Annotated in this window: 20 protein-coding genes and 1 tRNA gene; 13 read left to right on the top strand and 8 right to left on the bottom strand. The window is 58.0% G+C overall.

The features are described 5' to 3' along the window. Positions 1–83 precede the first annotated feature (83 nt). Positions 84–1,445 (bottom strand): bifunctional UDP-N-acetylglucosamine diphosphorylase/glucosamine-1-phosphate N-acetyltransferase GlmU, encoded by a 1,362-nt coding sequence (gene glmU / locus N8E88_RS26925; RefSeq protein ID WP_262293259.1) that lies wholly within the window; start codon positions 1,443–1,445, stop codon positions 84–86. Between the two features lie 88 nt (positions 1,446–1,533). Beyond that, the gene (locus N8E88_RS26920; RefSeq protein WP_262293258.1) at positions 1,534–2,280 is read right to left on the bottom strand and encodes a cytochrome c biogenesis CcdA family protein; all 747 of its coding nucleotides are present in this window, start codon (positions 2,278–2,280) and stop codon (positions 1,534–1,536) included. 272 nt (positions 2,281–2,552) lie between these two features. Between N8E88_RS26920 and N8E88_RS26915 the strand changes: the two genes are divergently transcribed. Next, a tRNA-Lys gene (locus N8E88_RS26915) sits at positions 2,553–2,628 on the top strand. 191 nt (positions 2,629–2,819) lie between these two features. After that, complete coding sequence (locus N8E88_RS26910) at positions 2,820–3,317, top strand: GNAT family acetyltransferase (RefSeq protein ID WP_262293257.1); 498 nt, start codon at positions 2,820–2,822, stop codon at positions 3,315–3,317. Between the two features lie 82 nt (positions 3,318–3,399). Here N8E88_RS26910 and N8E88_RS26905 read toward each other — a convergent pair whose 3' ends face one another. Then, positions 3,400–4,281, bottom strand: coding sequence for an NmrA/HSCARG family protein (locus tag N8E88_RS26905; protein ID WP_262293256.1), 882 nt, complete (start codon positions 4,279–4,281; stop codon positions 3,400–3,402). Positions 4,282–4,380: 99 nt separating this feature from the next. Between N8E88_RS26905 and N8E88_RS26900 the strand changes: the two genes are divergently transcribed. Next, complete coding sequence (locus N8E88_RS26900; RefSeq protein WP_262295643.1) at positions 4,381–5,313, top strand: LysR family transcriptional regulator; 933 nt, start codon at positions 4,381–4,383, stop codon at positions 5,311–5,313. A 13-nt stretch (positions 5,314–5,326) separates the two neighbouring features. Here the strand turns inward: N8E88_RS26900 and N8E88_RS26895 are convergent, their stop codons facing one another. The 5 genes from N8E88_RS26895 to N8E88_RS26875 form a co-directional block, all read right to left on the bottom strand. Next, positions 5,327–6,421, bottom strand: coding sequence for an alcohol dehydrogenase family protein (locus tag N8E88_RS26895; RefSeq protein WP_262293255.1), 1,095 nt, complete (start codon positions 6,419–6,421; stop codon positions 5,327–5,329). A 10-nt stretch (positions 6,422–6,431) separates the two neighbouring features. Then, on the bottom strand, positions 6,432–7,811 hold the full coding sequence (locus N8E88_RS26890; protein ID WP_262293254.1) for an aspartate aminotransferase family protein: 1,380 nt from the start codon (positions 7,809–7,811) through the stop codon (positions 6,432–6,434). Positions 7,812–7,829: 18 nt separating this feature from the next. Next, on the bottom strand, positions 7,830–9,323 hold the full coding sequence (locus N8E88_RS26885; protein ID WP_262293253.1) for an NAD-dependent succinate-semialdehyde dehydrogenase: 1,494 nt from the start codon (positions 9,321–9,323) through the stop codon (positions 7,830–7,832). Positions 9,324–9,442: 119 nt separating this feature from the next. Further along, complete coding sequence (locus tag N8E88_RS26880; RefSeq protein WP_262291788.1) at positions 9,443–10,396, bottom strand: IS481 family transposase; 954 nt, start codon at positions 10,394–10,396, stop codon at positions 9,443–9,445. Between the two features lie 84 nt (positions 10,397–10,480). After that, positions 10,481–10,978, bottom strand: a complete 498-nt coding sequence (locus N8E88_RS26875; RefSeq protein WP_262293252.1) for an Lrp/AsnC family transcriptional regulator — start codon at positions 10,976–10,978, stop codon at positions 10,481–10,483. A gap of 86 nt (positions 10,979–11,064) precedes the next feature. Between N8E88_RS26875 and N8E88_RS26870 the strand changes: the two genes are divergently transcribed. The 10 genes from N8E88_RS26870 to doeB all read left to right on the top strand — a co-directional run bounded on the left by N8E88_RS26870 (position 11,065) and on the right by doeB (position 20,684). Then, positions 11,065–12,450, top strand: a complete 1,386-nt coding sequence (locus N8E88_RS26870; RefSeq protein ID WP_262293251.1) for a MocR-like ectoine utilization transcription factor EhuR — start codon at positions 11,065–11,067, stop codon at positions 12,448–12,450. 125 nt (positions 12,451–12,575) lie between these two features. Next, positions 12,576–13,373, top strand: coding sequence for an ectoine/hydroxyectoine ABC transporter ATP-binding protein EhuA (gene ehuA, locus N8E88_RS26865; protein ID WP_112526990.1), 798 nt, complete (start codon positions 12,576–12,578; stop codon positions 13,371–13,373). 54 nt (positions 13,374–13,427) lie between these two features. Beyond that, positions 13,428–14,276: an ectoine/hydroxyectoine ABC transporter substrate-binding protein EhuB gene (gene ehuB, locus N8E88_RS26860; RefSeq protein ID WP_262293250.1), complete on the top strand. Its 849-nt coding sequence runs from the start codon at positions 13,428–13,430 to the stop codon at positions 14,274–14,276. A gap of 79 nt (positions 14,277–14,355) precedes the next feature. Next, a complete protein-coding gene (gene ehuC, locus N8E88_RS26855; RefSeq protein ID WP_262295641.1) occupies positions 14,356–15,015 on the top strand; it encodes an ectoine/hydroxyectoine ABC transporter permease subunit EhuC in 660 nt (219 codons plus the stop codon). 9 nt (positions 15,016–15,024) lie between these two features. Then, complete coding sequence (ehuD, locus tag N8E88_RS26850; protein ID WP_262293249.1) at positions 15,025–15,681, top strand: ectoine/hydroxyectoine ABC transporter permease subunit EhuD; 657 nt, start codon at positions 15,025–15,027, stop codon at positions 15,679–15,681. An 11-nt stretch (positions 15,682–15,692) separates the two neighbouring features. Then, complete coding sequence (eutA, locus tag N8E88_RS26845; protein WP_262293248.1) at positions 15,693–16,472, top strand: ectoine utilization protein EutA; 780 nt, start codon at positions 15,693–15,695, stop codon at positions 16,470–16,472. A gap of 3 nt (positions 16,473–16,475) precedes the next feature. After that, on the top strand, positions 16,476–17,477 hold the full coding sequence (eutB, locus tag N8E88_RS26840; protein ID WP_262293247.1) for a hydroxyectoine utilization dehydratase EutB: 1,002 nt from the start codon (positions 16,476–16,478) through the stop codon (positions 17,475–17,477). Beyond that, complete coding sequence (gene eutC / locus N8E88_RS26835) at positions 17,465–18,457, top strand: ectoine utilization protein EutC (protein WP_262293246.1); 993 nt, start codon at positions 17,465–17,467, stop codon at positions 18,455–18,457. The genes eutB and eutC overlap by 13 nt, the downstream gene beginning before the upstream one ends. Before the next feature lie 33 nt (positions 18,458–18,490). After that, complete coding sequence (gene doeA, locus N8E88_RS26830) at positions 18,491–19,672, top strand: ectoine hydrolase DoeA (RefSeq protein WP_262293245.1); 1,182 nt, start codon at positions 18,491–18,493, stop codon at positions 19,670–19,672. A gap of 7 nt (positions 19,673–19,679) precedes the next feature. Next, positions 19,680–20,684: a N(2)-acetyl-L-2,4-diaminobutanoate deacetylase DoeB gene (gene doeB / locus N8E88_RS26825; protein ID WP_262293244.1), complete on the top strand. Its 1,005-nt coding sequence runs from the start codon at positions 19,680–19,682 to the stop codon at positions 20,682–20,684. The last annotated feature ends 13 nt before the right edge of the window (positions 20,685–20,697 follow it).

Here is a 20,697-nt window from a genome sequence, read left to right as displayed (position 1 = left end):
AGTTTCCAGCTCTGGCTAACGCAGATTCATCTCTACAGAAAAACACTTTCTGTGTCAGAATCCCACACGAACAAAAGGCGTGCCTAGTCAGCCTTCTTGGCTAATTTCTGCGCCGCATAGCGTGCCCGCAATTGCACCGCTCGCCCCTCTTTTACCTCCTGCCGCGCCCTGCCGAATGCAAGCGCATCCGCCGGCACATTGGCCGTGATCACGCTACCGGAGGCGACATAAGCATTGTCACCAATCGAAACCGGCGCCACCAGCGAACTATTCGAGCCGATGAACACGTTGGCACCGATCTCGGTCAAATGCTTGTTGTAGCCGTCATAGTTGCAGGTGATGGCACCGGCACCGATATTCGCCGCCGGACCCACGATCGCATCACCGATATAGGTCAGGTGGTTCACCTTCGCGCCGACCCCGACCTTCGCGTTTTTGACCTCAACGAAGTTTCCGACCTTGGATTTTGCTGCCAGATCCGCACCGGGACGAAGCCGGGCAAAAGGTCCGACATTGGCGTTTGCGCCAATCTTCGCGCCTTCAAAATAGGAGAAAGCGTGAATGACCGCTCCGCTCGCGATCGTAACGCCCGGGCCGAAAATGATATTCGGTTCGAGGATTGCATCTGCTTCCACCACTGTATCGTGCGCGAAGAAAACAGTTTCCGGCGCCTGCATGGTGACACCCGCCAGCATCATGTCGCGGCGCTTGCGTGTCTGCCAGATCGCCTCGGCCTCGGCGAGTTCAACGCGCGTATTGATGCCGATCACATTGTCGGGCGAAATCTCGATGGCAACGACGGATTTTCCATCCGCATTGGCTATCTCCACAACATCGGTGAGATAGAATTCATTGTTGGCATTGTCGTTGGTGATCTTGTCCAGCAGCGCGAGCGCGCTCTGTCCGCGCAGTGCCATCAGCCCGCCATTGCAGAAGCCGATTTTCTTCTCGGCCTCACTGGCGTCCTTCTCCTCTCGGATCGCGATCAAACGGCCATCCTGTTCGATCAGGCGGCCATAACCATTCGGCACCGCTGGCCTGAACCCCATGACGACGACATCCGCGCCGTCTGCGAGCTTGGCGCGGGCCCGATCGAGAGCGGCGGTTTCGATCAGCGGTGTATCGCCAAAGACAACGAGAATATCGTCATAACCGCGTGCAATGCTTTCGCGCGCTGCAAGCACCGCGTGGGCGGTTCCAAGCCGTTCCGTCTGTTCATGCACGCTCACGTTGGAAACGACTGAACGGACGGCTGCCTCGACCTGATCGCCGCCTTTGCCAACGACCAGCGCGATGTCGCGGACACCTGCGCCATGCACGGCCTTGGCGACATGGGCGACGATCGGCAGACCCGCAATATTGTGGAGTACTTTCGGCAGCGAGGATTTCATGCGCGTGCCCTCACCGGCAGCGAGAATAACCGTGAGGCAGGAACGTGGTGTCATGTCGGACTTCCGGATCAGTTGGGCTAAAGGCAATATCGTGGCTAATCATGACACGCTATTGGTTTCCAACATGGAAACTTCCGCCTGTTTAGCCGAGTTGGCCGAGGATGGGAAATGTTTCGAGAAGCCAGAAAGAGAAAGTCTGCAGGCCGCCTGTCAGAAACAGGATGCCAGTCAGCACCAGCAGGCCGCCCATCAACTTTTCCACCTTGCCGAGGTGCATGCGGAATCGCGCTAGAAACCGCATGAACATTCCGGAAAACAACGCGGCGACGATAAAGGGAATACCGAGACCGAGCGAATAGACGGCGAGCAGCAGTGCACCGTCGGCAACGGTGTCACGGGCTCCGGCCAGCGCAAGTATCGGTCCGAGCACCGGCCCGATGCACGGCGTCCATCCGAAGGCAAAGGCCAGCCCCATGACATAGGCCGCGAACGGGTTGGCAGGTGCGCCCTGCGTCTGGAATCTGGCTTCGCGCGAGAGAAATGCAAGGCGGAATATGCCGAGAAAGTTCAGCCCCATGAGAATGATGACGATGCCCGCGGCGATGGCGATTTCCTGTTGCCACATGCGCAGGAAGCCGCCGATGGTCGATGCGCCGGCACCGAGCAGCACGAAAACGGTCGAAAACCCGAGAACAAAACACAAGGATGACAGAAGCAGCGCCTGCCGCACCGGCGAGATTCGCGCCGCGGCTTGATCCGAGCGGAAATCCTCAACCGTCACACCTGCCATATAACAGAGATAGGGCGGGACGAGTGGCAGGACGCAAGGAGAAAGGAAAGACAGAGCGCCGGCGCCGGCAGCAGTCAGGTATGAAACATCAAGCGCCATCCGCGCTCCTTCACTGGCATTATTACTTGTCGCGGTGGATTAAGCCGAATCTCCCTGAAATTCCAATCACCTTTTCGCCAGTTTGGCGGCAAAGCCTGTCCTGATTATATTCTTTTCTGCCCAGCCGAGGGTGCTTTCGGTCAAAAATTACAAGAACGGCGGAAAACAAGGCTTTTTGTTGCGAAAACCCTGCACATTAGTTGTTGACCGATTGGCAAGTCGCACCTATGTTCCGCCGCACTTCCCGAGGCCACCGAGCTGGCTTCGTTTGGGAGCGCGTAGCTCAGCCGGTAGAGCAACTGACTTTTAATCAGTAGGTCCGGGGTTCGAACCCCCGCGCGCTCACCAACAGAACAATTTCCAAACACCGCAGCATATGCGACTTATATAGCGCAATGGTCGAGGTTGCCGTGCACACAAACTTGGCCATGCATCAAAATATGCTGCCGCCCGTTGATACCGAGTTGAAGCGTTTTCAATAGACCACGGATATCTCGGAGGAAATTTTCAGGGGGAGTTTAAGGATGATCTTCGACAGAGTGACCCGCATTGCATTCGCAGTCGCCAGCGCGTTTCTCATGTTGTTGGCTTTCGGTTTGATCGCTTACGCTGCCTATGAAGTTGCGAGGGATTTGGTGACATACAGTGCCGACATCGGCACGACCCTGCTTGAAGCCGTGGGATACACCGTCATCGCCATCGCAGTGTTCGATGTCGGCAAGTACCTGTTGGAAGAAGAGGCAATTCGCGCGCGTGAAATGCGTCGAGCCGCCGAGGCACGCAGGAGTTTGACCAAATTCATCTCGACGATTGCCATCGCGGTGTTTCTGGAAGGATTGGTCGCAGTATTCGAGGCTGGGAAAAAAGACGTTCCGACAATGATCTACCCCACCCTCCTGCTGCTCACCGGCGTTTTGTTGGTCGTTGGATTGGGCATTTATCAAAAACTAAGTGCGTCTGTAGAAAATGAAATATCCGACAGGGATCCAGCACCGACAACACGGAACAAACGCCCTGCTTCACAAGCAAACAAGTGAAAAGGGGAAGCGGGCCACCAATTTTTGCGATTGCTGATCCGCTTCCGCTCAGGTTTCATCACCCGGGGGTGTCTATAAGAGCTCAGGTAGAAGGCTGTTCGAGAATACTCCAGTCAAACTTGCGCGCCCAGCCGGCGAAACTGTGCCAGCTGACTTCCGGGAAGTCCCGTTGCAAGGCGGGAATGTCGACGTCATAGCCGACGCGGTCGAACCATTCGAACATAAGCGCCGCATCCTCGCTTTGCTGGCGAGCCGCGGCGATCGGGATTTCCTGATAGTTGATCGGTCGGCCGATGGCTTGCGACAGAATTTTTGCCTGCTCCTCGCCGGATAGCTCATCCCCGGCGAAATCAAAACGCTTGCCGAACACGCGCTCGCGCCGCTCAACCAGGGCGGCAACGAAAGCTCCGATGTCCGCCACGGCTACGAGCTGGAGAGCGCGTTTGGCAGGCATCGCGAAAGCATGCGTACCCTGGCGTAGCGCGCCAATCGACCACGATGCGACGAAATTTTCCATGAAGGCGACTGGCGCACTGATCGTATAGGGAATGCCGAGGCCAGCGACATGTTTCTCGACGAGATACTTGCTTTCGAAATGCGGGATACCTGTCTTCTTGTCGGCATCGGCGACGGACGAATAGATCAAATGCCCGACGCCGGCAGCCTTCGCAGCGTCGGCGGCAAGGATTCCCTGGCGGGTTTCCTCCTCCACCCCTGCCTCATAGCTGTTGCCCATCAAAAACATCGTATCGACGTCATTTGCAGCCCTTAGAACGGATGTCGCGTCACCGAGATCGCCGGCAACGACTTCAGCGCCTGCCGATGCCAGTCGCCGTGCGTTATCGCCGTCCGGCTTGCGCGTAAGCGCTTTGACGCGATGTCCTCTCGATAGCAGTGCGTGCGCAACGGCGCCGCCTTGCTGACCCGTCGCGCCAGTAACCAGAATGCTTCGTTTGATAGTCATATCTCTGCTCCTTTGGTTTCCAATGGAGCAAAGTTAAGCTCTGTTACATTGAACCATAATAGTCTATAATTGGAAAACATCGTGCCGAATTTGGATACAATGCTGGATCTCAACGATATTGTGGTGTTCGCTCGGGTGGTTGAGGCCGGCAGCTTCACCGCCGCCGCGCGCCTGTTGGGCATGCCCAAGACCACGGTCAGCCGCCGCATTGCGGCGCTTGAGCGTGAAGTGGGCGTCCGCCTGCTTCAGCGCACCACACGCAGCCTCAACGTGACGGATGCAGGACGTCTCTACTACGAGCAGAGCAGCCAGGCGCTGCGGACAATCGAAGATGCAAATCTACAGCTCGCGGAAGCGAGGGCAGAGCCTTCGGGCACAATCCGGATATCGGCTCCAGTCGGCTTTGGCGGTCACTTTCTATCCAGCGCTATTTTCGATTTTCTGGCAGCGTATCCGAAAACAAAGGTCGAGTTGTGCCTGACTGACGACACGCTTAATCTGGTCGAGAAGGGTATAGACCTCGCATTCCGCACCGGGGTCCTTCCAGACTCCACACTGATCGCCCGCAAACTCGGCTCTACGCATAGAATTCTGTGCGCCAGCCCAGACTATCTCGCCCGTCATGGAGTGCCGGTAGCTCCGGCGGACCTCGCCCGCCATCACTGCGTCATCGCTGGCCCGTCGATAGCGAATGCGCACTGGGTGTTGGAAGGCCCGCATGGCCAGGAAACGGCTACAGTGTCTGGACGCTTCGCCGCCAACGAAATGCAGGCGGTAACTGCTGCTGCGATTGCCGGTTACGGCATCGCCCAATTACCCTACCAGGTGGCCGAGGTACCTACCAGGGACGGGCGCTTGCGCCGCGTTCTCGACGATTACACTACACCTGCCGGCGGCCTCTATGTTGTATACCCGAGCAGCCGCCACCTTTCGCCCCTGGTCAAGGCATTCATCGAGCTTGCAGCAGAACGATTGAGCGCCGCCAGCGGAAATGATGGAGCCGTGGTCGAATCGAACCAAAGCAGCCGGTAAGCCCGGTCCGCTCCTACACTTGGGGAAATTTCGAATCCGGCACTACGACCAGTTTCCCGACAAATCCCTTTGCCATGAAATCGGTCTGCGCTTTGTGGAACTCGGACAAGCGATAGACGCCGCCGACGAGCGGCTTGATCTTGCCTTCCTTTATGTAGCGCAAGATACGACGGAAATCGCCGCGCGTTCCCTGGGATGATCCATGCAGGGCGAGCTGCTTGAGGTACATGGTACGCAAGTCCAGCTGCACGACCGGTCCACCGATCGCTCCCGCTGTGGTATAGCGGCCCTCGGCGCGCAGGATACGCAGCAGATCGTTGAACATCGCACCGCCAACGAGATCGGCAACGACATCGATGGGCTTGCCGCCTGTTGCATCATTAACCGCAGCAACGAGATCTTGCGTGCCGCGCGTTATGACGGCTTCGGCACCGAGATCGAGCAGTGCCTGTTCTTTGCCGGGCCCGACGAGTGCATAGGGAATGGCGCCGCGCGCTCGCGCAAGCTGGACAATGCCGGAACCGACACCGCCGGACGCGCCGGTGACAAGTATGTTCTCGCCATGCTTCAGCCCTGCCCGCTCCAGCATCTGTTCGCCGGTCAGGTAAGCACAGCAGAACGTCGCCAGTTCAATATCGCTCATGTCCGTATTCACCACATGGGCGTTCTCGGCGGGCACCGTGACATATTCCGCATAGCCGCCATCGCGGCCGTGGCCAATATAGTCGATATCGGCAAGGCTATCGTCGTCACGATTGTAGATCGAGAAGTCCACCATGACGCGCTGGCCAACGCGGTCCTGCGGGACGCCCTCGCCGACAGCCGCTATATTTCCGACGATATCGGTTCCCTGGATACGCGGAAAGGTCAGCGTCGGCGCTTGCCTGCGCCATGTGGAAACGGCGCCGGCATCTTCCTCGGTGCCATAGGCGCCTTCCCGCACCCACACATCGGTGTTGTTCATGCCACATGCCGTGACCGAAATCAGCACTTCGCCTGCAGCTGGCGCTGGAACTGATACCTGCGTGTTGTAGACCAGCTTGTCGAGACCGCCATGGCCGGTGAGTTGAACAGCGGCCATGGTTTTCGGAAACTTCTCATGCATCATCTTCGCTACCTCAGAGTGTCTTGGCTACCGAATCGACAGCGTCAGCTGCGGCTTTGACGACGATATCCGCTTCCTCCCGCGTCAGGCACAGGGGTGGTGCGAAACCGAGAATATCGCCTTGCGGCATGGCGCGGCCTATCACGCCCAGCTCTGCCAGGGCCGTTGCGATCCGCGGCCCGACTTTCAATGCCGGATCGTAGAACTTGCGGTCGTCCTTGTCCGCGACAAACTCTACGGCTGCCAGCATACCGTCGCCACGGACATCGCCGACAATCGGATGACCAGCCAGCGCCTGCGTCAACTGCCCGCGGAAATAGGCACCTGTCTCGCCTGCATTGGTCACGAGATCGAGCTTGTCAATCAATTCGAGGTTGGCAACGCCGGCGGCCGTGCAAATCGGATGGGCCGAATAGGTCCAGCCATGTCCAAGCGCACCCAGCATATCCGAGCCTTGCACCAGCACCTGCCAGACCTTGCCGGAGACGATGACGCCCGACAGCGGCGCATAGGCTGAGGTCAAACCCTTGGCGATGGTGATCAGGTCCGGCTTGATGCCGTAGTGATCGGAACCGAACATGGTGCCCAGACGGCCAAAGCCGGTCACGACTTCATCGGCGATCAACAGGATATCGTATTTGTTGAGAACAGCCTGGATTTTTTGCCAATACTGCGCCGGCGGCGGCACAATACCGCCCGTGCCGAGGATCGGTTCGCCAATGAACGCGGCCACCGTTTCCGGACCTTCGGCCAGGATCATCTCCTCAAGCTTGTCGGCGCAATGCTGGGAGAATTGCTCCTCGCTCATCGAGCGGTCTTCGCGGCGGAAATAATAGGGCGCTTCCGTGTGCAGGATTGGCGCGCGCGGCAGATCGAAGGCATTGTGGAACAGTTCGAGGCCGGTCAGACTGCCAGTCATGACGCCAGAGCCATGATAGCCGCGCCAGCGCGAGATGATCTTCTTCTTTTCCGGACGTCCGAGCACATTGTTGTAGTACCAGACCAGCTTGATATTGGTCTCATTCGCGTCAGAACCGGACAGGCCGAAATAGACGCGGCTCATGCCTTCCGGCGCGCGGTCAATGATCATCTTGGCCAATGTGATCGACGCATCCGTGCCATGACCGACATAGGCATGATAATAAGCGAGTTCCTTGGCCTGCTTGGCAATCGCGTCGGCGATTTCCGTCCGCCCATAGCCCACATTGACGCAATAGAGCCCGGCAAACGCGTCGATGCTCGTCCGTCCGGTGCTATCGGTGATGTGAACACCCTCACCGCCCCTGATCACCCGGGTCGGCGTTTCGCCGCGCGCATGTGTGCCCATATGCGTCGAGGGGTGGAAGAAATGATCCCGGTCCCAGGCATTCAGTTCATTGGAGCGGTCAAGCATGATGATTTCCTTTAAAATTCAGTGCGTATCGATGCAGAGATATTTGAGTTCGGTAAAAGCCTCGATCCCATGACGCGAGCCCTCGCGGCCAAGACCTGACTGTTTGATGCCGCCGAATGGAATCGGCGCGCCGGTGATTTTCACGCGATTGATCGCGACCATGCCGTATTCGAGTTTGCGTCCAAGACGCAGCATACGCGCTCCGTCCTTCGTGACGGCATAGGCAACGAGACCGTATTCCGTGGCATTGGCCCGCGCGACTACCTCGTCTTCGGTGTCGAACGAGGTGATCGCCGCCACAGGACCAAACGTTTCCTCGCGCATGATCAGCGCACTGTCGGAGACGTTGGTCAGAAGCGTCGGCTCGTAAAAGAGTGGACCGGCGTGATGGCGTTTACCGCCAGCGAGGCAATTTGCCCCGCGCGCCAAGGCATCGGCGACTTGTTCTTCAACCTTCTGCACCGCTCGTTCGTGCATCAACGGCCCGATATCGCTGCCTTCGGCCAATCCCGGCGCGACCTTGAGCTCTCTGATTCGCTTGGCAAATGCAGTGGCAAAAGCGTCTTGAATTGAGCGCTCGACATATATGCGGTTGGCCGCGAGGCAATCCTGACCGGACGTTGCAAATTTTGCATCGATAGCGATATCGACCGCGCGATCGATATCGGCGTCGGCGAAAATGATCAACGGCGCATGGCCGCCAAGCTCCATGATCAGGTTTTTCATCGTCGGAGCGCATTGGGCGGCGATCAGACGACCGATGTCGGTCGAGCCGGTGAAACTCAAGGCGCGAACACGCGCATCTTCACACAAGCGGCCAACAATGGTGGCTGCGTCGCCTGTGACAATGTTGAAAACGCCGCCCGGAATGCCTGCGCGGTCGGCAAGTTCGGCCAATGCCAGTGCCGACAATGGCGTTTCGGACGATGGATGCGCAACGATTGTGCACCCGGCCGCCAGCGCCGCCGCAGCTTTTCTCGTCAGCATCGCCGATGGAAAGTTCCACGGTGTGACGATCCCGACAACACCCAAAGCCTCACGCCGGACAATCATTTCGGCATGCGGCAGATGGCTGGTAACGCTCTCGGCGTTGAGCCGTTTGGCTTCTTCCGCATACCATTCGATAAACGACGCAGCATAGTTGATCTCGCCACGAGATTCAGCCAGCGGCTTGCCCTGCTCCAGCGTCATGATCAAAGCCAGATCATCCTTGGCTTCGAGAATGAGTTCATACCAACGGCGCAGCTTGGCTGCACGCTCTTGCGGCAAGAGATCCCGCCACACTGGGAATGCCTTCGCGGCGGCATCGATCGCAATCGTCGTTTGATCGGCATTGAGTTTCGAAACCCAACCGATTTTGGCACCGGAGGCCGGGTCGCTGACCTCGAACGTCTGACCTGCGTCGCCGGCCGTCCAATGGCCACCGACATAGGCCAATTCGCGCAGCATGCGGCGATCGCGCAGGCCGTTAAGAGCGGGATGGCGGTCTGGTCGTGCGAAATGGGCGGACATGCGGTTTCTCCCGAAAATGTTCGGTACAAGACTCGCATGAAGATGAAGAGAGAGAGGCTGTTTCCCGTTGCTATCCAGGAGAGATTGTCTGCATGAGGACCAGAATGAAGAGAGATTGACTAGCTGTGGAACCTCAACAGGTTGTCCCGATCCAGGCCGAGACGGCTGATAGGTGGTTTTGATCCTAAACTGCCGTGCGGCCTGTGCCAATTGTAGCGATGAAGCCAGTGCGGCAGCTCCTCCGTGCGTTCTTGAGAGTTGTTGTAAGCACGAGCGTAAGCCCATTCGCGTAGGCTCGTCTGAATGAAGCGTTCGGCCTTACCATTGGTCTTAGGCGTGTATGGTCTTGTGAAGACTTGACGCAAGCCCAGACGTTTGCAGGCTGTGCGGAAAGCCTTTGACCGGTAGCATGACCCGTTGTCGGTCATCACGCGCTCGATACAGATACCCAGCTTCGCATAGTAGGCGACGGCAGCCTCCAGGAAGGCAACGGCGCTCTCTTTGCGCTCATCTGGCATGACCTGCACAAAAGCGACCCGCGAAGCGTCATCAATGCAGACGTGGACGAACTCCCAGCCGATGCCCAGATGGCGGTTGACAACGCCCGTTTGCCGTCCGGTGATGCGGTGTCCCACCGAGCCAATACGGCCAAGCTTCTTAATGTCGAGATGAATGAGTTCGCCCGGATGTTCCCGTTCATAGCGGCGCACGGGTTCGGGATCCAGGGCGCTCAGTTTGTTGAGGCCCAACCGGCGCAGAACACGGCTGACAGTTGCCGGCGAGACGCCGACCTCGGCAGCGATCTGCTTGCCTGTCCAACGCTGGCGGCGTAACCGCTCAATCGTCCCGACAATGGCTTCAGGGGTCGGCCGGCGCAAGCGATGTGGTCGCGACGAACGATCCTCCAGTCCGCTCAAGCCCTCGCGGCGATACCGATCGACCCATTTGCGCACCGTCCGCGGGCACACGCCTGCGGCTTCGGCAACGGCCTGCGGCGTCTGCCCGCCCTCGACCTGGCTCACAATTCGCTCTCGACCATACCGCGTAAGACGGGCATTCTTGTGGATGTTCATCCGGTCCTCCAAGAGTCACTGAAGCTTCGACAACCTCAGTCTCCCCGGTTTGGACCGGATGGACAACCTATTGAAAGCTCACAACTAGCTCGGCTCCGTGGCCGTCACGAGGTCAGCGACCGGCAGAATCGTGTCATCCTTGACCGTCTTCGTGACGATATAGGTGAAATAGCGGTCTATCCCGATTTCGCGCTGCAACAGCCCGTCCACCAGACGCTGATAGGCATCGATATCCCGCGCCATGACCTTCAATACATAGTCCACGCCGCCGCCGACTGACCAGCACGCTACAACCTCCGGTATGGTCTTGATGGCCCGTTCGAACCGGTCGAAATCCGCCTGGCGATGCGCTCCAAGGGTCACTTCCATCAGCACGGTTGTTACCGGCGTCATCAGCCGCAGAGCAATACGAGCATGATAACCGGTGATAATTCCGGCTTTCTCCAGCCGGCGCAGGCGCGTCCAGCATGGCGTCGGCGAGATGCCGACGCGTTCGGCCAGGGCAAGTTTGGTAATCCGGCCCTCGCGCTGAATCTCGTCAAGGATGCGAATATCGATCGGATCAAGCTTGAGTGGTGTCATGTCCCGCCTGTTTAAAATTAATCCAATAACCATGACGTTGTGATTTTTCGATTGTCAATTGCACTGACTTGGATCACTTATAAATCATGACATTTTGGCGCCCCGATCCGACAACCCTCCGCCGTCCGGCCTACCTCTCGCTGGCCGAACAGATTGCACGTGCAATCGCCGATGGCAAACTTGAGAGCGGTGCACGCCTGCAGACCCACCGGCAAATGGCTGATGATCTGCACCTCTCGGTGCAAACCGTGAGCCGCGCTTATGAAGAATTGATCCGGCGCAATCTTATTTCCGGTGAAACCGGACGCGGTACATTCGTGCGCTCGCTGCGCCGCGAACCGGATCCGCCCTATCTGCCGGAGCGGCTTGGTGAGGTCATCGATCTCTCGATTCTGAAACCGATCTGCGAGCCCATGCATCTGGATCGCATGAAAAAGGCGCTTGGCTGGCTTGCCGAGAACCTGCCTGCAAGTTCGGCACTCTCCTTTCGCCCCAATGTGGTGTTTCCACGCCATCGCGCTGTTGCGGTCGAATGGCTGCGCACCTGCGGGCTGGATGTTCCGGCTTCGAATATCAGCCTGACCAACGGCGCCACTGCCGCCATGAGCGTGGCGCTGATGAGCGCTGCGCCACCCGGCTCGAAGGTCGCAACCGAAGGCATTGGCCATCACACACTGACGCCACTCGCTTCCTATCTTGGCCTGACGCTCGAAGGACTGGCGATCGACGATCAAGGGATTGTTCCGGAAGCACTGGACGCCTGCTGCCGCGAGAGCGGTATTCGCGCGGTTTTCGTGCAGCCATCCGTGATCAATCCTACCGCAACCCTGATGGGTATCGAGCGGCGCGCCGCCATTGTCGAGGTCGCACGCCGACACGACATTGCGATCATCGAAAGCGATATACTGGGTCCACTTGTCGAGAATCGCCCGCCTCCGATCGCAACGCTGGCGCCAGAGCGGACGCTTTATTTCACCAGCTTCACAAAGATCGTCGTGCCGGGACTACGCATCGGCTACCTGGCCGCGCCGGACCGTTATGTGGCTGCCGTCGCCAATCGTCATCTTGTGTCGAACTGGATGGCAACGCCGATCGTTGCCGAGATCGCAACGCGCTGGGTTTCCGACGGTACGGCGCTCGAATTGGTGAATTGGCAACGCGAAGCGCTTCGCACAAGGCATGCTACAGCATCGGAAGTCCTGTCCGGTATTCCGTTTCTGTCGCATCCGCAAAGCCTTCACATCTGGTTGCCGTTGACGGGGGAGCGAACCGAGGATGCCTTTGTCGCCCATGCAAGGCTGCAGGGTGTGGCGATCGCCACGGGCGCCTCGTTTCGCATATCAAACCACCCCTGGCATCCGGCCGTGCGCATTTCGCTCGGCTCGACAACAGAAGCGGAATTGCGTTCCGGCCTCGGGGTCGTGGCCAACTTGCTGCGTGGTGATCTCGAACATCTGTTGCTCGCGATTTAATCGTCTCGCCTGAAAATTCAGCACGATCATCTATATTGTCATGATTTAATTTTTATAATTGACATGATTTCATAAGTCTCCCATCGTTAGGGGCATGAGGCTGTCTCAACCAGAAGGAGACATGCATGCCCCCAACGAATACCGCGCCGATCATCGAGATCAACGGCATCAACAAGAGCTTCGGCGCGTTCAAAGTCCTGAACGACCTGTCGTTTAGCGTTGCGCCGCGCGAAAAGCTTGCTTTGATCGGCCCATCGGGGTCGGGCAAGACGACGATCCTGCGCATCCTGATGACGCTGGAAGGCATCGACAGCGGCGAGATCCTTGTCGATGGAGACAGTCTCTATCAGATGAAACGCAACGGCAAGTTGCAGCCAGCCGACGATGCTCATCTGCACAAGATGCGCGAAAAGATTGGCATGGTCTTTCAGCTGTTCAATCTTTTCCCGCATAAATGCGTTCTCGACAATGTCACTCTCGCGCCGATGCTGACGAAAGGCGTGTCGCGCAAGGATGCCGAGCACCACGCCATGGAATTGCTGGATATGGTCGGTCTTGCCGACAAGGCAAAATCCATGCCGTCGCAATTGTCCGGTGGCCAGAAGCAGCGTGTCGCCATTGCACGCGCGCTCGCACTCAAGCCAAAAATCATGCTCTTCGACGAGGTCACGTCCGCGCTCGATCCTGAACTGGTCGAGGAAGTGCTGAACGTTCTCTGGAAGCTTTGTAGGGAAACCGACATGACGATGCTTCTGGTAACCCATGAAATGGGCTTTGCCCACGACTTTGCCGATCGCGTTCTTTTCTTCGATCGTGGACGCATTGTTGAAGACGGCAAACCAGACGAAATCTTCCGCCATCCCAAACAGGAAAGGACGCAGGCCTTCCTGAAGAAGATCATCGCCGCCGGTCACCGCGTCTGAAGACGGGAACCCCCGACGATTAGCAACACAAGAAAAACCAAAGGAGCTGGGAACATGACCAAACTACTAACCATCAACGCATTGCTTGGAGCGGTGGCACTTTCGGCCCTCGTCTCGTCCTTGCCTGCCAAGGCGGACGAAGCGCTCGACAAGCTGAAAGCGCAGGGCTTTGCCCGTATCGCCATTGCCAACGAACCACCATTCACAGCCGTCAAGGCCGACGGCACCGTATCTGGCGCCGCCCCGGACGTTGCACGGGCAGTGTTCAAGAAGCTCGGCGTCAACGACGTCGTGGCGTCTATCTCTGAGTATGGTGCAATGATCCCTGGCCTTCAGGCTGGACGTCATGATGTCGTCACTGCCGGTCTTTTCATGAAGCCGGAGCGCTGCAATGCCGTGGCCTATTCCGAGCCGATCCTTTGCGATGCGGAAGCATTCCTGGTGAAGAAGGGCAATCCAAAAGGCTTCAAGAGCTATGCCGATATTGCCAAGGATGAGAAGGCAACCATCGGCGCGCCGGGCGGCGGCACCGAAGAACGTCTTGCACTCGAGGCCGGTGTACCGCGTGAGCGCGTGATTGTTGTTCCGGATGGCCAGAGCGGCCTGAAAATGCTGCAAGACGGCCGTATCGATACCTACTCGCTGCCGGTCTTGTCGATCAATGATCTGGTCAAGAAAGCCAATGACCCGAATCTCGAAGTTATCGCTCCCGTGCAGGGCGCTCCGGTCTATTGCGATGGCGCTGCCTTCCGCAAGGGTGACACGGCGCTTCGCGATGAGTTCGACAAGGTTCTCGCTGAGATGAAGACGTCGGGCGAGTTCGCCAAGATCATCGAGCCCTACGGTTTCTCGGCACAGGCAGCAATGTCCACCACCCGCGAAAAGCTCTGCGCAGCCAAGTAGTTACGCGCGAGGCTTCGACCGCTTCGTTTAGCAGCGAAGCGGTCCCATGTTCTGCAATTCCAGCAAAGGTGGCGTAGCGATGGGCCAATGGGCCGGCTATCTGCAACTCATTCTCGACGGCGCTGTCGTAACCATCAAGCTGACGCTGATGGGCTCGGCGCTGGCGCTCGTCATGGCATTCCTGGCGGGTCTCGGGCGTTTGTCGCGCTTTGCACCGATCCGCTGGCTTGCGACCGCCTATATCGAATTCTTCCGTGGCACGTCGATCTTCGTTCAGCTGTTCTGGGCCTATTTCGTGCTCCCGCTCTTTGGCTTCACGCTGACACCCTTGCAAGCCGGCGTCCTCGCGCTTGGCCTCAATGTGGGGGCTTATGCTGCTGAAGTGGTGCGCGGCGCTGTCAAATCCATTGGCAAGGAACAATATGAGGCCTGCACCGCGCTCAATTTCAATCGCTGGCAGGGTCTTCGTCACGTGATCTTGCCGCAGGCCTTCGTGCTGATGCTCCCTACCTTCGGCAACAACGCCATCGAACTCTTGAAAGCATCGGCCGTGGTCTCGCTCATCTCGCTGTCAGACATGACATTTCAGGCACAAGTTGTACGGGCACAGACTGGCAGCACGCTGTTTCCGTTCCTGACAATTCTCATTCTCTATTTTGCCATCGCCTGCGTGATCTCCTTCGCCATTCGCGGCCTTGAGCGTCATCTGACGCGCGGCCTTGACGGCATCAGGTCGTAGGAGGCAGTGATGGAATGGGATTGGGCTTTCGTCATTCAAATTCTTCCGACCCTCATCGAGGGCGCGAAGATCACAATCCTCGCGACGGTGCTTGGATACATACTGTCTGCGATTGTTGGTCTTGCCATCGCTATCGTTCGCCGATCAAAGAACAAACTGATTTCGAGGCCAATGGGCTTCGTTGCTGAGTTCATTCGCGGAACGCCTCTGCTGGTGCAGCTTTATTTCATCTTTTACGTGCTGCCGGATCTCGGACTGACGCTCTCGCCCCTCGTGGCCGGCGTAATCGGTCTCGGTCTCCACTACGGAACCTATACTGCTGAAGTCTATCGCGCCGGGATCGACAATGTTGCGCGCGGTCAGTGGGAAGCAGCCAAGGCATGCAATCTCAACGCCTGGCAGACATGGACGCAGGTCATCCTGCCACAAGCGCTGCCGCCCATGATCCCCGCTCTCGCCAATTACTTCATTGCGATGTTCAAGGAAACGCCGCTTCTGTCTGCAATTACGGTACTTGAACTGATGAACCAGGCGCGCAGCATCGCCAACTACAACTACCGCTATATTGAGCCGATCACGCTCGTCGGAGCGTTCTTCCTCGTCATCAGCCTGATTTCCGTCGTCGGGCTGCGCTGGCTGGAACGGCGCTACGGCAGGATCGACTGAGGATTATGATCATGGACGCCTTCCCTGCGATCCGCCAAACTGCCATGGCACTGGATTTTGACGAACGCCCGCTCAGCAAACGCGTCGGGCTTGTCATCCTCGCTACCGATCACACTACAGAACCAGATTTTCAGCGCATGGTAGCGAGTGATCGTATTGGTCTTTATACGGCACGCATTCCCTATGCGAACCCGACAACGCCAGACAATCTGCGGCGCATGCAGCCGTCGCTTACCGAAGGCGCAAGCCTCCTCCTGCCGGATGAAGATCTTGATGTGATTTGCTATTCTTGTACCTCGGCTTCTGTCGTGATCGGCGACGACGAGATCGAAGCCGCAATCAACCTTGCCAAGCCCGGCGTGCCGGTTGTGACGCCGCCGCTGGCAGCCGTGCGGGGATTACAGGCGCTCGGAGCAAAACGCATCAGCATTCTCACGCCCTATACGATCGAGACCAGCACGCCCATGGCGGGCTACTTCGCGGCCAAGGGCTTCGACATTGCGAGTTTCACCTGTTTCGGTCTCGACGATGATCGCGAGATGGCGCGGATTAGCCCGCAATCGCTGATTTCCGCTGCTCGAGAAGCGATGGCGAGCGACGCTGACGCGCTGTTCATTTCGTGTACGGCGGTGCGGGCGGCTGGCGTTGCGCTCGCAATAGAACAGGCAATCGGAAAGCCTGTCGTCAGCAGCAATCTTGCGACTGCCTGGGCGACACTGCGCATATGTGACGATCTTACGCCTCGTCCGGAATGGGGCAGCCTGATGACCCAATCCATGGCCGGTTGGTGAGCCATGACCGACAAATTGGTGACCATCGCTGAGATTGAAAAGGCACGCGACGCGCTTGCGGGCAAGGTGGTGCACACCCCTACCGTCAACTCGGTATCGTTGTCGGAAATGACAGGCCTGCCGGTGTTTCTCAAGCTCGAACACCACCAAACTACCGGCAGTTTCAAGCTGCGTGGTGCGTCCAATGCGTTGAGCCGGCTTTCAACAAGCGAAAAGCAGCGCGGCGTGGTGGCAGCATCAACGGGAAACCATGGCCGGGCCCTCGCCTATGCCGCCCATCTGGAAGGCGTACGCGCTATCATTTGCATGTCGCGGCTTGTCCCGCAGAACAAAGTGGATGAGATCCGCCGTCTTGGCGCCGAGATCCGCATCATCGGTAAATCGCAGGATGATGCGCAGGAAGAAGTAGACAGGCTCGTGCAGGAAAGCGGCCTCACCATGGTGCCGCCTTTTGACAATGCTTCGATCATTGCCGGGCAAGGAACACTCGGTCTAGAGATCATCGACGCCGTTCCGGATGTCGACACCGTCCTCGTTCCGGTGTCGGGCGGCGGTCTGGCCTCGGGCGTTGCGGCGGCGGTAAAAGCCAAACGTTCCGCTGCGAAGATCATCGGTATTTCGATGGATCGCGGCGCCGCCATGCGGGCCAGCCTTGATGCGGGCAAGCCGGTTCTTGTCGAAGAAAGTGAGAGCCTGGCGGATTCGCTTGGCGGCGGAATCGGCATTGATAACCGGTTCACCTTCGCGATGGTGCGCGACCTGCTCGATGATTTGATCCTGCTGTCCGAGGATGAAATCGCTGCCGGCATGGCTCACGCCTACATGCATGAGCGTGAAATCATCGAAGGCGCTGCGGCCGTCGGCATAGGTGCGCTGCTCGCCGGAAAAATCAGGGCAAAGGGGCCTGTCGTCGCCATTCTTTCCGGCCGCAATGTCGACATGAACCAGCACCGGCGCATCGTCTGTGCGGACATCAACGAAAGGGCTAAACCATGCCCAGCATGACGATTCTTACCGAAGCAGATTTGCGCAAGGTCGTGTCACTCGATCTCGACGCTATTGCTTGCGTGGAATCTGCGTTCGCGGCCTTGGCGACCAAGGCTGTCGCCATGCCACCCATACTGCGCCTCGACATTCCCGAACATCGCGGTGAAGTCGATGTGAAGACCGCCTATGTTCCGGGTATCGATGGTTTTGCCATCAAGATCAGCCCCGGTTTCTTTGACAATCCCAAGCTCGGCCTGCCCAGCGTGAACGGCATGATGGTTCTGCTCAGCAGCCGCACAGGTCTGGTCGAAGCCCTGTTGCTCGACAATGGCTATCTCACCGATATACGCACGGCAGCTGCGGGCGCGGTTGCGGCAAAACACCTGTCGCGGCCCGAATCCAGTGTCGCCGCTATATTCGGGGCCGGTGTTCAGGCGCGCCTGCAACTCGAGGCCCTGACCTTGGTTCGTCCAATCAAGCAGGCGCGTATCTGGGCCCGCGACATCGACAAAGCTCAATCGGTGGCAAACGAACTCACTGAAAAGCTTGGTATCCCCGTCCGCGCCGTACAGGATCCGGAAAGGGCTGTTCGCGACGCGGATATCGTCGTGACGACAACGCCCTCTTCCGAGCCAATCCTGCGATCGACCTGGCTGCAGCCAGGCCAGCATGTCACCGCCACGGGTTCTGATGCCGAGCACAAGAACGAGCTCGATCCCGCCATCATCACCAAAGCCGATCTTTATGTCGCAGATAGCCTCAAACAGACACGCCGCCTCGGCGAGCTGCATCACGCCATCGAATCCGGACTGGTAGAGGCCGACGCGATCTTCTCCGAGCTCGGCTCCATCATCGCCGGTTCGGTAAAAGGCAGGCCGTCACGAGAGGCAATCACTATCGCCGATCTGACCGGCACCGGCGTGCAGGATACCGCCATCGCAACACTTGCCCGTGATCGCGCCAGACAGTCGAACGCTGGAACCAATTTCGAAAGTTGATATGGACTTCGGCCCAAGCATGAGGAAACTGATATGACAGAGCCAAATCTCAAATTCACGCGGCAGGAATTCGCCGAAAGATTGAAGAAGACCCGCGCGGCGATGCAAAAGCGCGGCATTGATCTTCTGATCTGCAGCGATCCGTCCAATATGGCGTGGCTGACGGGATATGATGGCTGGTCTTTCTACGTGCATCAGGCTGTCTTGGTACCCCCGGAGGGCGAACCGATCTGGTATGGCCGCAGCCAGGACGCCAACGGTGCGAAGCGCACGGCTTATCTCTCCAACGACAACATCGTTGGTTACCCGGATAATTATGTTCAGTCCACCGAACGCCATCCTATGGATTATCTGTCGAAAATCATTGCAGAGCGTGGTTGGGACAAGCTGACCATTGCGGTCGAGATGGACAATTACTGGTTCTCCGCCGCCGCATTTGCATCACTGCAGAAACATCTGCCGAACGCTCGCTTCGTTGATGGCACTGCACTCGTAAACTGGCAGCGCGCCGTGAAAAGCCCGACTGAGATTGAATATATGCGCAAGGCAGCGCGCATCGTTGAGCTTATGCATCAGCGTATTGTCGACAAAATCGAGCCGGGCATGCGCAAATGCGATCTGGTCGCCGAGATTTATGATGCTGGCATTCGCGGAACCGATGATTTCGGTGGTGATTATCCCGCCATCGTGCCGTTGCTTCCATCTGGTGCGGACGCCTCGGCGCCCCATCTTACCTGGGACGACAAGCCGATGAAGGTCGGTGAAGGTACCTTTTTTGAGATCGCCGGATGCTACAATCGCTACCACGTTCCGCTGTCGCGCACAGTGTTTCTGGGCAAGCCCACTCAGGAGTTTCTGGACGCAGAGAAAGCCACGCTGGAAGGCATGGAAGCCGGTCTTGCTGCGGCAAAGCCCGGCAATGCCTGCGAGGATATCGCCAACGCGTTCTTTGGCATCCTGAAGAAATACGGCATCGTCAAGGATAACCGCACCGGCTATCCAATCGGCATTTCCTATCCGCCGGATTGGGGTGAGCGCACCATGAGCCTGCGACCGGGCGACAAGACCGAACTCAAGCCAGGCATGACTTTCCATTTCATGACCGGTTTGTGGCTCGAAACCATGGGACTTGAAATCACCGAAAGCATCCTGATCACCGACACTGGCGTCGAATGCCTCGCCAATGTGCCGCGCAAGCTGTTCGTCAAAAACTGAGGCCGTCATGCAATCAGAAATCCTCCGGCCGTCGCCCATCACACCTACCGTCGATCTGGACAAACAAGGCGTGCAGCATGGTTTTTTGCGGCTGCCTTATAGCCGTGATGATTCCGCCTGGGGATCTGTCATGATACCCATTGCAGTCATCCGCAATGGCAACGGGCCGACTGCGCTCTTGACTGGCGGCAATCATGGCGATGAATATGAAGGACCGATCGCCCTTTTTGACCTCGCCCGCACCCTCGATGTCGGCAATGTAAGCGGTACGGTTATCATTGTTCCGGCGATGAATTATCCGGCGTTTCGCGCCGGCACGCGTACGTCGCCGATCGACAAGGGTAATATGAATCGCAGCTATCCGGGAAAACCGGATGGCACGGTAACCCAGAAAATCGCTGACTATTTCACCCGCGAATTGTTGCCGCGTGCTGATGTCGTGCTCGATTTCCATTCCGGTGGCAGGACACTCGATTTCGTACCCTTCGCGGCCGCCCATATCCTGCCTGACAAAGTGCAGGAGGCCAAAGGCTTCGACGCCGTCACGGCATTCTCGGCGCCATGGTCGATGCGCATGCTCGAAATCGACGCGGTCGGCATGTATGACACGACGGTGGAGGAAATGGGCAAGGTTTTCGTCACCACCGAACTTGGCGGCGGCGGTACGGCCCGAGCCGAAACAGTCGCCATCGCCAAACGGGGCGCGATGAATGTCTTGCGCCATGCGGGCATCGTTAGCGGCAAGATCGACCATCGCGACACGCGCTGGCTCGATATGCCATCGGGTGATTGCTTCTCCTTCGCCGAGGATGAAGGGCTGATCGAAACGATGGTCGATTTGGGCGATTCCGTTAAAGAGGGACAAGTGATCGCTCGCATCCATCCAATCGGTCGTACCGGCGTTGCTCCGGCTGAAATCCGGACGAAGCTTACCGGGCTGCTTGCCGCACGGCATTTTCCGGGCTTGGTCAAACCGGGTGACTGTGTGGCAGTTGTAGGCACTGTCGACTGAATTTCTGGCCGCC

The organism is Phyllobacterium zundukense, assembly GCF_025452195.1.
Classification (GTDB): Bacteria; Pseudomonadota; Alphaproteobacteria; order Rhizobiales; family Rhizobiaceae; genus Phyllobacterium; species Phyllobacterium zundukense_A.
This window is presented reverse-complemented; position numbering and strand designations above follow the sequence as displayed.